We start from the raw sequence: 11,521 nt of genomic DNA, 5'->3' as shown, positions 1-11,521 counted from the left end.
TGTCGGAGCCGATCGTACGGCTGGTCTATGAGCGCGGCGCGTTCGCCGCCAACGGCTCGACGCCAACGGTGGCGGCGATCCTGGCGATCTTCGGCCTCGGCCTCCCGGCCTTCGTGCTGATCAAGGCATTCACGCCGGGCTATTTCGCCCGAGAGGACACGCGTACTCCGATGATCTTTGCCGCCATCTCGGTGGCGGTGAACGTCACCACGGCGCTGACGCTGTTTCCACGGATGGGCGCACCCGGCATCGCGGTGGCCTCAGCCGTCGCCGGCTGGGTCAACGCGGTGATGCTGCTCGGCGTCCTGATCCGGCGCGGCCACTGGGGCCGCGACGTGCCGCTGATGAAGCGCATTCCACGTCTGGTGCTGTCGGCTATCGTGATGGGGGCAGCGCTCTATTTTGCCGAGCATTGGTTCGCCGTCAGGCTCGGGCCCGGCTCGCCGCTGGTGGTCAAGGCGACGACGCTGCTGTCGCTGGTTGCGGGTGGGGCGCTGCTGTACTTCATCACGGCGTTTGCCACCGGCGGCGCCGATTTCGGCATGATCCGTCGCAACGTCAAGCGGGGATCTGGCAAGTCGGCGCCACCGATCGCAAAGACCGAACTTGACGAGTAGCGCACGACACGCTCGCAGCGCCGTCTTGATCGCAGCGCCGTCTTCGTCCATAAGCGCGCCCGTCGCAAGACTTTCGCCGCGCGCGGTTTCCAGCCGCGTGATTGGCTCCGAAAAGTCTGCAACTTTTCGGAATCACGCTTATACGGCCCTCCACAAGCCATGAGGACAATCATGACCGCCTTCAAGCCACTCGTCTTTTCCGGTGTCCAGCCGACCGGCAATCTGCACCTCGGCAATTATCTCGGCGCCATCAAGAAATTCGTTGCCCTGCAGGACACCTCCGATTGCATCTATTGCGTCGTCGACCTGCATTCGCTGACAGCCCAACTCGTCTATGAAGACCTGGCCGACCAGACGCGGTCTATCACCGCTGCGTTCCTGGCCTCGGGCATCGATCCGAAGAAGCACATCGTCTTCAACCAGTCACGGGTCATGCAGCACGCGGAGCTTGCCTGGATCTTCAATTGCGTGGCGCGCATCGGCTGGATGAACCGCATGACGCAGTTCAAGGACAAGGCCGGCAAGGACCGCGAGAATGCCTCGCTCGGCCTGCTCGCCTATCCCTCGCTGATGGCTGCCGACATCCTGCTCTACCGTGCCACCCACGTCCCTGTCGGTGAGGACCAGAAACAGCATCTGGAGCTCACCCGCGACATCGCGCAGAAATTCAACAACGACTTCTCCGACCGTATCGCAGCGCTCGGCGTCGGCGTCGAGATGCAGGTCGGCGAAGAGACCGTGAACGGCTATTTCCCGCTGACCGAGCCGGTCATCGGCGGGCCGGCGGCGCGCATCATGTCGCTGCGCGACGGCTCCAAGAAGATGTCCAAATCGGACCCGTCTGATCTGTCGCGCATCAACCTGACCGACGACGCCGATGACATCTCGAAGAAGATCCGCAAGGCCAAGACCGATCCGGAAGCGTTGCCGAGCGAGCTGGATGGCCTGGCCGGCCGGCCCGAGGCAGAAAACCTGGTCGGCATCTATGCGGGTCTCGCCGAGATGTCGAAGGCGGATGTGCTCAAGCAATTCGCCGGCCAGCAGTTTTCCGTGTTCAAGCCGGCCTTGGCCGATCTTGCTGTGGAAAAACTGGCGCCGATCGCCAGCGAGATGCGCCGCATTTCGGATGACCGCGCCTATGTCGACGCGGTGCTTAAGGACGGCGGCGAGCGCGCCGGCGTGCTGGCCGAAGCGACGATGAAGACGGTGCGCGACATTATCGGCCTGCTGCAGGGCTGATCGCGACATTGGGTGCACTGGCACAAGGCCGGCGGCTTGCCGCCGGTCCGCCGCAGTGGCAGATTGCGCCGCAAGACACCGAGTAGATAGACATGGTCTCCAAACGCCTCAGCCGCGAAGCCGGCCATCGCAGGAAATTCCTGACGATCATCGACGACACGCCGGAATGCGAGCGTGCCGTCGCCTATGCCTCGAAACGGGCGCAGAGCACCAGCGGCACGCTGGTGCTGCTCTATGTCATCGTGCCGGACGACTTCCAGCATTGGCTGGGTGTCGAGAAGATCATGCGCGAGGAAGCCAACGCCACGGCGCGCGCCGCACTCGACAGCTATGCCAACAAGGTGCGCCAGAAGCTCGGCATCGAGCCCGAGATGGTGGTCCGCGAAGGCAAGCCGACGGAAGAGATTCACAAATTGATCGAGGAAGACCAGGACATCGCCATCCTGGTGCTGGCCGCCGGTGCGGGCAAGGAAGGCCCGGGACCGCTGGTCGGCGCCGTGGCCGGCAAGGGTGCCGCCTTCCCGATCCCGGTGACTGTCGTGCCGCAGAACCTTTCGGACGAGGAAATAGACAGCCTGGCCTGAGGTGTGCTGATTTTCAGGTGATGCCGGCCTGACCTGAATCTCAACACACCTTCGGGCACGTCCCAGGGGCGCGTAAAAAACATTCCGCCAGCCAGCCATTCCGGCGATGCGTTTCGCTTGAATGTCCAGCCAATTGAGCCTATTTAGAATTGTTCCAAACTAGATGCCCAAACGGGCACGGAGACGGCCATGTTCATCCAGACCGAATCGACGCCAAACCCGGCGACGCTGAAATTCCTGCCCGGCAAGGAAGTGCTTGTGGAAGGCACCGCCGATTTCCGCGATGCCGACAGCGCCGCCGTCGCCTCGCCGCTGGCCGGCCGGCTGTTCGAAATTCCTGGCGTCACCGGCGTTTTCTTCGGCTATGACTTCATCACCGTGACCAAGGATGGCCCCGACTGGCAGCATTTGAAGCCGGCGATCCTCGGCGCCATCATGGAGCATTTCATGTCCGGCGCGCCCGTCATGGCCAAGGCTGGCCCGGCCGCCGAGACCAGCCAGACCGGTGAGTTCTACGACAAGGCCGACGAGGAGCTGGTCATCACCATCAAGGAGCTGCTCGACACGCGGGTGCGCCCGGCGGTCGCCCAGGATGGCGGCGACATCACCTTCCGCGGCTTCGAGAATGGCACGGTGTTCCTGCACATGAAGGGTGCCTGCGCCGGCTGCCCGTCATCGACGGCGACGCTGAAGCACGGCATCCAGAACCTTCTGCGCCATTTCGTGCCGGAAGTGCAGCAGGTCGAGCAGGTCTCCTGACGCCCGTTTTGATAATTCTACCCTGCTGACCATCTGGTCCGATTTCTTCCGGCGCATCGGTCAGAAGGAACTCCAAAATGATCTACGAACTTCGGGTTTACCGGGCTTTGCCGGGACGCTTGCCGGCGCTTCTTGATCGCTTCGACAAGATCACGCTCAAATTATGGGATAAGCACGGTATCCGCCAAGCGGGTTTCTTTACCACGCTGATCGGAGCTTCGAACAACGAACTGACCTACATGCTGGCATGGGAATCGCTGGCCGAACGCGAAGAGCGTTGGACGGCGTTCGTGAAGGACCCTGCCTGGACGCAGGCGCGGGAAGACTCCGAGCGTGATGGCCAGATCACCGAGACAATCATCAACCAAATTTTAGTTCCCACCGCGTTCTCGGCGGTGTCCTGACCGCCGAACAGGCGTCGCATCGCGCAAACAACAAAAAACCGGGCCGAATTGCCCGGTTTTCTGCTTGGGACGTCCGTTGTTGCCTAGACGGTCCGCGTACGAAAACTGCCTCTAGAGAACGATGACCTTGGCGCCGACCGAGGCGCGGTCATAGAGGTCGATGATATCCTGATTCATCAGCCGGATGCAGCCAGACGACATCGCCTTGCCGATCGAATTCCATTCGGGGCTGCCATGCAGGCGATAGCCTGAATCACCGCCCTTGTTGAACAGGTACATGGCGCGCGCGCCGAGCGGGTTCTTCAGGCCCGGCTCCATGCCGCCGGCAAACTTTTCCAATTCCGGCTGGCGCTGGATCATCTGCCTCGGCGGCGTCCAGGTCGGCCATTCGCGCTTGAGCGCAATGTGGGCGGTGCCATGCCACTCGAAGCCCTCGCGGCCGACGCCGATGCCGTAGCGAATGGCCCTTCCGTCGCCCTCGATGAAATAAAGGAACTTGTTCTGCGTATCGACGATGATCGTGCCCGGCTTTTCCGGGCTATCGTAGTTCACTTCCTGCCGATGGTACTTCATCGGCACTTTCTCGATCGGGATGCGCGGCAGCTGATAACCGGCGTCGGTGACCGCGCCGTAGTCGTTGGAGAAGATCTGCGAGCCGATGGTGCTGCAACCGGCGATAGCAGTGGAGAGCGCCAGTGCGGCGATGATTGCAAACGACTTCATGCGCATCAGGTGATCCGGTGCCCCGCCCAAACTCGGCGGCACGAGTCGGCCGCTCTCTCATCATCATTCATGCTGGCATTTGCTTTGCTTGCCAAGCGCGCGATGCCTATATGCCTGCCTTGACGTACCGGTAAGCGTATCACTATGGCATTTTGGCAACAGGACTCACAGGATTGTGAAGCAAATTCAAGGGGCCTGCTCCATGGGTTCCTAGAAATCGAGGAGAACCGTCATGAATGTCGGTGACGCCGCCCACCGCTCCGGCCTGTCGGCCAAGACCATCCGTTACTATGAAGAGATCGGCCTGATCGCCCCGGCACGCGCCGCCAACGGCTACCGCGATTATTCCGGAGACGACATCCATCGGCTGGCCTTCCTGCGCCGCGCGCGCAATCTCGGCTTTTCCATCGACGATTGCCGCCAGCTGATGGCGCTTTACCAGGATCGCAGCCGCGCCAGCCAAAACGTGCGCGAAATCGCCGCCGCCCATGTCACGGCGATCGAGGAGAAAGTGCGCGAGTTGCAGTCGATGCGCTCGACGCTGCAGAAACTGATTCATGCCTGTCACGGCGACGAAAGGCCGGATTGTCCGATCCTTGATGACATGGCGGGCGCGGCATTGCCCAGCGACAAGGGCGCCTCTGCGCCTGCATAATGACCGTATGTCGACGACGCCCGAAGCCTGGTCGACTCCTGCCGGGAGGACATCCGCAATGGTCTCGATGACCGTCGAACTGCGCAATGTGGAGGACACGCGAGCCGCCATGGGCTGGGCCGGCGGCCACACGATCATCGTCGACCGGCCCGAAGGCAAGGCCGGCGGCATGGGCCTGGGCTTCAATGGCGGCCAGTTGCTTGCCCTGGCGATCGGCGGCTGCTTCTGCAACGATCTTCGCTACGTCGCCGAGGAAATGGGCGTAACGCTCGACAAGATCGCCGTGACCGTGACGCTGAACCTCGAAGGCAAGCCTTTGCTCGCGACCTCGTCAACACGGTCAGCAACTCCCTGCGCCAGGGCGTGCCGGTGAGCATTGAAACGGCCGCAACGGCGGCCGGCTTGTCGGAGGAATGATCCCCGGGAACAGGCGCATTGGCCGCGTGGATTGTCAGAGATCGCCAAAAAAGGCCCGCCGCCGGCACGGCAGAGCGATTGACCCAATTTTCTTCGGCATCTGGGCGCGTCAATCAGCCGCTCTATGTCTTCCCTTGTCGCAATGATCAACGATGGAGGTTGGCATGGATCGGCGATTGTTTCTGACTGGAATGCTTGGGCTGGCAGGGGCTGCGACCGTCGTCGCAATCGCGCGTCCTGCCACCGCCTTGGCCGGCATCCCGAATACGGGGCCCGGCATTCTCGACGAGCTCGACAAACCGTCCGACGATATTCTCGACCCGGATGGTCCCGGTGTCCAGGATGGCGTCGAGTTGGTGCGGCACCGCAGATGGCACCGCCGCCGTCGCCGACGCGGGTGGAGGCGGGTCTGCCGTCGCTATTGGCGCAATGGCTATTGGCGCCGCAGATGTTTCCGCAGATCCTTCTGGATCCACTTCTGACGAGACCAGCAACGCGAAGGTCCCGGCGCCCGCCGGCGCCTTCGCTATCGCTGCGGGCTTCAATCAATCGGCAAAAAAGGCCCGCCGCCCCTCGGCAGCGGGCAGGTCCTGGAGTGCCGGGGGATCAACCCGGCATGGGATCAACGAGCGGGTCACCGGTTGGTTGCAGGGATCGGCCCGGTAGCCTTCCTTTGGGTGGACCGCCACCGGGCCTGACCGGAGCGGGGTGTATTGGGGGGTGCCCCGGCTGCTTCCAAAATATCACTTTTCTCTTATATTCGCTTTAGCTAATTTACATAAAGCGATGCATCACCCGCAGATGGGGTGCGCACTTCACGAAAGTGTCGAAGTGACGTCTCCCTGCTTATGCCATTCGGCATTCGCGGAACTAAAGCGGTTGCATCTGACTTTGGTTGGTGACGCGCAAAGACTTTTTCGCTGCTATCTTAAAGTTACCAAATGGAAATTGACCGGCGCAGCATATCAAGTCGATTTGCGCTGACGATCTCTCTGTTTTTCCAGGAACTGCTTGGCGTGCTCCGCCCAATCAGCCGTGGTGACTTTATGCTCCTGAACGGACTTTCTGAAAGCCTTGCGCAGAGCATCAAGGTCAAAGGCCCACAGTTGTTCACCATCAGTGCTGTTCAATTTTGTGCCGCCCGTCCCCATGAGAACGATGGTGTGCACCACAAGCTCAATCTTTCAAGGATCAATGCCTGACTTCTTTTGGGTATATCCGGGTATATCGAATATACAATCGCCTGCATAAAACAGGTTCAAACCGTGAACAGAATCTGGCATGGTGCCTGGCATGCCGATCATCTCGCCCATCCCAATCAACCCTCTCATCGACGGTCGCCAGTCCGAACGCGCCATGCTGGTGCGGCGCGGTGTGCAGCGGCTGCTCATGGATATGGGCGCGCATGTCTTGCCCGAACTGTCGCTGGCCACCGGCCGCCGTGCCGACCTCGTCGCTTTGACCCGGCAGGGCGATATCTGGATCATCGAGATCAAATCCTCGATCGAGGATTTCAGGGTCGACCGCAAATGGCCCGACTACCGGCTGCATTCCGACCGCTTCTTCTTCGCCACCCATCCCGGCGTACCCTCGGAGATCTTCCCGCACGAATGCGGCTTCATCCTTTCCGACGGCTATGGCGCCGAGATCCTGCGCGATGCGCCCGAGCACCGCATGGCAGCGGCAACGCGCAAGGCGCTGATGCTGCGGATCGCGCGGGCCGGCGCTTCGCGGCTGCTGGCGGCGGAGCTTGCCGGCGTGTCGGTGCCGGCGCTGGAGGGTGAGAGCGAGTAGCGGCGTCCTTCAGTCTATGGCCGGCTCTCCTCTTCGCCGTCCTCCACGCCACCCCTAGCGGACGCCATGAGCAGCACGGCAGCGCCCAGGATGGCGGCGATGAAGGAGCCGGCGAGGATGCCGACCTTGACCGCGTCCTGCAGCGCCACGTCGCCGGCGAAGGCGAGTAGGCCGATGAACAGGCTCATGGTGAAGCCGATGCCGCACAGCAGCGATATGCCGATCATGTGCGTCCAGCCGGCATTGGCGGGTAGGTCGGCAAGACCGAGCCTGATGGCAAGTGCCGAGGAGCCGAACACGCCGACCAGCTTGCCGACCACCAGGCCGGCGGCGACACCCAGCGTCAACGGCTCGATCAGCGCGCCAAAGCTCAGGCCGGCGAGCGAAACGCCGGCATTGGCAAAGCCGAAGATCGGGATGACGACGAAAGCCACAATCTTGTGCAGGCCGTGCTCGAGCCGGTGCAGCGGCGAACGGTCCAGATCGTGACCGATCCCGGCGGAGCGCTCAAGCGGGATGGTCAGCGCCAGCGCCACGCCGGCAAGCGTTGCATGGACGCCAGATTTCAGCACCAGAACCCACAGGACGACGCCCAGAACGAGATAGGGCACAAGCGTCATCACCCGCATGCGGTTGAGCACGACAAGCGCGGCAATGATTGCGAAGGCGGCACCCAGATAAGCCAGCGACAAGCCGCTGGTGTAGAAGATGGCGATGATGATGACGGCACCGAGGTCGTCGATGATGGCCAATGCTGTGAGGAACACCTTCAGCGAAGCCGGCACGCGGCTGCCGAGCAGCGACAGCACGCCGAGCGCAAAAGCTATGTCGGTGGCGGTCGGGATCGCCCAGCCGGACAGGGCGGCCGCATTGTTGCGGTTGACGGCGACATAGACGAGTGCCGGAACCAGCATGCCGCCGGCGGCGGCGATGCCGGGCAGCACGCGCCGAGGCCAGGTGGAGAGCTGGCCGTCCAGCATCTCGCGCTTGATCTCCAGCCCGACGAGCAGGAAGAACACCGCCATCAGCCCGTCATTGACCCAGTGCGAGACGCTGAGCGGGCCGAGATAGGCGTGGAGCACGGAGAAATAGGTTTCGGCGAGCGGCGAGTTGGCGACGATCAACGCAAGTGCCGCCGCCGCCATCAGGATGATGCCGCCGGCCGCTTCGCTATCGAGAAATTCGCGGAAGACGGAAATCGGCCGCTGCTTCAGATCCTGCATGTCGCCTCCGTCATGCCGCCTGTTTCGGCGGGTTTCAATCGGCAAGATGGCAAACGGTGGCCTTAACGCGGCGCGCGCTTTGCCAGTATGCGCTGCAAGGTGCGACGGTGCATGTTGAGCCGGCGCGCTGTCTCGGAGACGTTGCGCTCGCACATCTCATAGACGCGCTGGATATGCTCCCATCGGACGCGGTCGGCCGACATCGGGTTTTCCGGCGGCGCCGCGCGCTCGCCGGCGGTGCGGGTGAGTGCGGCGAAGATATCATCGGCGTCGGCGGGCTTGGAGAGATAATCGACCGCACCGAGCTTCACCGCGGTCACCGCGGTGGCGATGTTGCCATAGCCGGTCAGGATGATGGTGCGGGAATCCTCGCGCTTTTCGCGGATGGCCGCGACCACGTCGAGGCCGTTGCCGTCGCCGAGCCGCATGTCGACCACGGCGTAGGCGGGTGGATTGGCGCGCGCCTTGGCAACCGCCTCCTCGACGCTCTCGGCCGTCTCGACCACGAAGCCCCTGGCTTCCATAGCGCGGGCCAGACGCGTAAGGAACGGCTTGTCGTCATCGACGACAAGCAGCGAGGTGTCCTCGCCTTCAACCATTGCGCCAATATTCTCGTCGCCTGTCATAGTCTCAAAATTCCTGCTGCCTTAATTTTACGCAAATATAGTTCCTGAGCCTCCTTGTCCAATTTTTAGAGGTCCTTCAAGGCTCTCAGGCAGTGTCGAACATGCTGGCCGAAGTGATTTCCGGATTGAGGAACACACCACGCGGCCACGATATCTGGACCATGGCGCCCTCGCCCAGGCCACTCGAATTGCGGAAATCGAGCACGGCACCAGAGCGTTCGAGCAGGGTCTTGGCGATGAACAGGCCGAGGCCCAGACCACCGCCGGTTTCATTGCCCTGGCGCGTCGACATATAGGGCTCGCCGATGCGGTCGATGATCTCGGCCGGAAAACCGGGGCCGTCATCGACGATCGAGAAGGTGACGGTGGCCTCGTCCCAGCTCCAGCGCACGGTGACGCTTTTGCGGGCGAAATCGACCGCGTTCTCGACCAGGTTGCCGAGGCCGTAGATGACGCCCGGATTGCGCTGCCCGACCGGCTCGGGGCCGATGCGTTCGCCGGGCCGAAGCTTGATCGAGATGCCGAAGTCCCGGTGCGGCGCGGTGACCTCCTCGACCAGCGATGTCAATGGCAGCCGCGAAAGATGCGCCTCACCCTCCGAGGACAGGCTGGTCAGCCGCTTGAGAATCTCGCGGCAACGCTCGCTCTGCGAACGCAACAGCGTCACGTCTTCCCCGTATTTCGGATCCTTGCCGAGCGCCTTTTCCATCTCCTTGGCGACAAGCGCGATGGTGGCGAGCGGCGTGCCGAGCTCGTGCGCGGCCGCGGCGGCCAGCCCGTCGAGCGCCGAAAGGTGCTGCTCGCGCTGCAGCACCAGCTCTGTTGCGGCGAGCGCATTGGCCAGAAGCCGGGCTTCGGCGGCCACCCGGAAGGCATATATGGCGGTGAAGGCGATCGAGGACAGCACCGCCATCCACATGCCGGCGACATAGAGAAAAGGCATGGCCAGCGGCGCATCCTCATGCCAGGGCAGCGGCAGATGGACAAAGACCAGAAAGGTCGCCGCCGACATGACCAGCCCGCCGAGGATGGCAGTCAGGCGCAGGGGCAGCGATGTCGCCGAAATGACGACAGGCACGGTCATCAGCAGCGAGAACGGATTGGTGAGGCCGCCGGTCATGTAGAGCAGGCCGGCAAGCTGCAGGCTGTCGAAGATGAGGATGCCGAAGGCCGCAAGCGGCGTGAGCCGGTGCGCCGCCGGAAAGCGAAAGGCGAGAAACAGGTTCATCCAGGCCGAACAGGCGATCAGGGCAAAGCAGAGGCTGACCGGCAGCGGAAACTTCAGCCCATAGGCGACGACGAGCACCGCCAGGCTCTGACCGACAATGGCAAGCCATCGCAACCGGATTAGCGTGTTGAGGCGCAGTCTCTGGCTCTGCTGGAAATCGGGCGAACGCAAAACGTTGATCATGGCCATGAATTACAGCCGCGAAGCTCCAAAGGCTAGGTCCCGCGCGGCTTGGCCCGGGCGGTGGCGGCGGCGAGCAGCGGGTTTTCCGGCCAGACATGCTTGGGATAGCGGCCGCGCATGTCGGCGCGTACGTCGGCCCAGGAGCCGCGCCAGAAGCCGGGCAGGTCGCGCGTCGTCTGGATCGGCCGGTGCGCCGGCGACAGGAGTTCGAGCGTCAGCGGCACAGTGCCATTGGCGATGGCGGGATGCCGGTCGAGCCCGAACAGTTCCTGCACGCGAACCGCCAGCACCGGCCATTCGCTGTCATAGCGGATAGGCACATGGCTGCCGGACGGAGCGTCGAAATGGGTTGGCGCCAGCGTATCGATCCTGCGCTGCAGATCATGCGGCACGAGGCTGGCCAGTCCGGCCGAGACAACACCTGCATCGATGGCGGCAAACGATGCCGCGCCGGCGAGGTAAGGCAGCAGCCAGTCGTCGAGGCGCTCGACGAGCGCGTCATCCGCCATATCGGGCCATGGCGCGCCCAGGCCGCGATGCAGCCAGCCAAGCCGCTGGCGCAGCGTTTGCGCCTCCTTGCTCCAGGTCAGCAGCGACAGCCCGTGCTGGCGCACGGCATCGAGGACGGCGCGGTCGGCGTCGGCCCCCGTTGGCGGCGGCAGCATGCGCTCGGCGAGCGTGATGGCGCCAAGGCGCACGGTTTCACGTACACGCACGGCGCGCTTGTCCCGATCGAAGCTCGTTTCACGGCGCGCCTCGATCCTGTCCGCCAACGCGACACGGACATCGTCCTCGCCGATCGCCGCTGCCGCCGTGATGCGCGCATTCTGTGCCTTGCCCTGCAGGTCGGCGACGACCAGAAACGGCTCGCCCGCCAGCGGATCGGCGGCGTCGAGCATGGCGCCGGAGCCGTTGGCCAGCACGAAACGGCCACGCTCGCCACGCGCCTTCGCCACCCGATCCGGCCAGGCGTGCACGAGCAGGGGACCGCCCGCCGCAGCTTCGCTGCCCTTCGCCCCGCCAGCCTGCCTTGCCAGCCTTTCGGCGAGTTGCTTGGCGGCGGTCGCGC

The 11,521-nt window shown here is 63.3% G+C and carries 13 protein-coding genes and 1 pseudogene; 9 read left to right on the top strand and 5 right to left on the bottom strand.

Annotation, left to right across the window (positions count from 1 at the left end):
• From EN991_RS08775 to EN991_RS08755, 5 genes are all read left to right on the top strand, one after another.
• A partial coding sequence (locus EN991_RS08775) for a lipid II flippase MurJ (protein ID WP_206519180.1) occupies positions 1 to 617 on the top strand: 617 nt, incomplete at its 5' end.
• Positions 618 to 788: 171 nt separating this feature from the next.
• Positions 789 to 1,856, top strand: a complete 1,068-nt coding sequence (trpS, locus tag EN991_RS08770; protein WP_013528062.1) for a tryptophan--tRNA ligase — start codon at positions 789 to 791, stop codon at positions 1,854 to 1,856.
• Between the two features lie 92 nt (positions 1,857 to 1,948).
• Positions 1,949 to 2,440: a universal stress protein gene (locus EN991_RS08765; RefSeq protein ID WP_013528063.1), complete on the top strand. Its 492-nt coding sequence runs from the start codon at positions 1,949 to 1,951 to the stop codon at positions 2,438 to 2,440.
• Between the two features lie 189 nt (positions 2,441 to 2,629).
• Entirely contained in the window at positions 2,630 to 3,199 is a 570-nt protein-coding gene (locus tag EN991_RS08760; RefSeq protein WP_013528064.1) for a NifU family protein, read from the top strand.
• A gap of 77 nt (positions 3,200 to 3,276) precedes the next feature.
• Positions 3,277 to 3,603, top strand: a complete 327-nt coding sequence (locus EN991_RS08755) for an NIPSNAP family protein (protein ID WP_064992973.1) — start codon at positions 3,277 to 3,279, stop codon at positions 3,601 to 3,603.
• A 111-nt stretch (positions 3,604 to 3,714) separates the two neighbouring features.
• Here the strand turns inward: EN991_RS08755 and EN991_RS08750 are convergent, their stop codons facing one another.
• Positions 3,715 to 4,332, bottom strand: a complete 618-nt coding sequence (locus EN991_RS08750; RefSeq protein ID WP_013528066.1) for a L,D-transpeptidase — start codon at positions 4,330 to 4,332, stop codon at positions 3,715 to 3,717.
• A gap of 226 nt (positions 4,333 to 4,558) precedes the next feature.
• Between EN991_RS08750 and cueR the strand changes: the two genes are divergently transcribed.
• From cueR to EN991_RS08725, 4 genes and pseudogenes are all read left to right on the top strand, one after another.
• On the top strand, positions 4,559 to 4,981 hold the full coding sequence (gene cueR, locus EN991_RS08745) for a Cu(I)-responsive transcriptional regulator (RefSeq protein ID WP_127368587.1): 423 nt from the start codon (positions 4,559 to 4,561) through the stop codon (positions 4,979 to 4,981).
• 58 nt (positions 4,982 to 5,039) lie between these two features.
• Positions 5,040 to 5,398: pseudogene (locus tag EN991_RS08740) on the top strand (OsmC family protein).
• Between the two features lie 941 nt (positions 5,399 to 6,339).
• Positions 6,340 to 6,600 (top strand): hypothetical protein, encoded by a 261-nt coding sequence (locus EN991_RS08730; protein WP_127219059.1) that lies wholly within the window; start codon positions 6,340 to 6,342, stop codon positions 6,598 to 6,600.
• A 91-nt stretch (positions 6,601 to 6,691) separates the two neighbouring features.
• A complete protein-coding gene (locus EN991_RS08725; RefSeq protein WP_050596417.1) occupies positions 6,692 to 7,192 on the top strand; it encodes an MmcB family DNA repair protein in 501 nt (166 codons plus the stop codon).
• Between the two features lie 14 nt (positions 7,193 to 7,206).
• On the opposite strand, the gene nhaA is transcribed toward EN991_RS08725, so the two are convergent.
• From nhaA to EN991_RS08705, 4 genes are all read right to left on the bottom strand, one after another.
• The gene (gene nhaA, locus EN991_RS08720) at positions 7,207 to 8,415 is read right to left on the bottom strand and encodes a Na+/H+ antiporter NhaA (protein ID WP_063169902.1); all 1,209 of its coding nucleotides are present in this window, start codon (positions 8,413 to 8,415) and stop codon (positions 7,207 to 7,209) included.
• Between the two features lie 62 nt (positions 8,416 to 8,477).
• Entirely contained in the window at positions 8,478 to 9,041 is a 564-nt protein-coding gene (locus tag EN991_RS08715; protein WP_013528072.1) for an ActR/PrrA/RegA family redox response regulator transcription factor, read from the bottom strand.
• Positions 9,042 to 9,126: 85 nt separating this feature from the next.
• Positions 9,127 to 10,458 (bottom strand): ActS/PrrB/RegB family redox-sensitive histidine kinase, encoded by a 1,332-nt coding sequence (locus EN991_RS08710; protein ID WP_013528073.1) that lies wholly within the window; start codon positions 10,456 to 10,458, stop codon positions 9,127 to 9,129.
• 26 nt (positions 10,459 to 10,484) lie between these two features.
• A partial coding sequence (locus tag EN991_RS08705) for an ATP-dependent helicase C-terminal domain-containing protein (protein WP_281058792.1) occupies positions 10,485 to 11,521 on the bottom strand: 1,037 nt, incomplete at its 5' end.

Origin of the sequence: Mesorhizobium sp. M7A.F.Ca.US.005.03.2.1, from assembly GCF_003997795.1 — a bacterium.
Lineage (GTDB): Bacteria > Pseudomonadota > Alphaproteobacteria > Rhizobiales > Rhizobiaceae > Mesorhizobium > Mesorhizobium ciceri.
This window is presented reverse-complemented; position numbering and strand designations above follow the sequence as displayed.

Bases quoted from the DNA above. Each gene is read 5' to 3' on its own strand.
- trpS (WP_013528062.1), top strand. From the start codon at position 789: ATGACCGCCTTCAAGCCACTCGTCTTTTCCGGTGTCCAGCCGACCGGC.
- EN991_RS08765 (WP_013528063.1), top strand. From the start codon at position 1,949: ATGGTCTCCAAACGCCTCAGCCGCGAAGCCGGCCATCGCAGGAAATTC.
- EN991_RS08760 (WP_013528064.1), top strand. From the start codon at position 2,630: ATGTTCATCCAGACCGAATCGACGCCAAACCCGGCGACGCTGAAATTC.
- EN991_RS08755 (WP_064992973.1), top strand. From the start codon at position 3,277: ATGATCTACGAACTTCGGGTTTACCGGGCTTTGCCGGGACGCTTGCCG.
- EN991_RS08750 (WP_013528066.1), bottom strand. From the start codon at position 4,332: ATGCGCATGAAGTCGTTTGCAATCATCGCCGCACTGGCGCTCTCCACT.
- cueR (WP_127368587.1), top strand. From the start codon at position 4,559: ATGAATGTCGGTGACGCCGCCCACCGCTCCGGCCTGTCGGCCAAGACC.
- EN991_RS08730 (WP_127219059.1), top strand. From the start codon at position 6,340: ATGGAAATTGACCGGCGCAGCATATCAAGTCGATTTGCGCTGACGATC.
- EN991_RS08725 (WP_050596417.1), top strand. From the start codon at position 6,692: ATGCCGATCATCTCGCCCATCCCAATCAACCCTCTCATCGACGGTCGC.
- nhaA (WP_063169902.1), bottom strand. From the start codon at position 8,415: ATGCAGGATCTGAAGCAGCGGCCGATTTCCGTCTTCCGCGAATTTCTC.
- EN991_RS08715 (WP_013528072.1), bottom strand. From the start codon at position 9,041: ATGACAGGCGACGAGAATATTGGCGCAATGGTTGAAGGCGAGGACACC.
- EN991_RS08710 (WP_013528073.1), bottom strand. From the start codon at position 10,458: ATGGCCATGATCAACGTTTTGCGTTCGCCCGATTTCCAGCAGAGCCAG.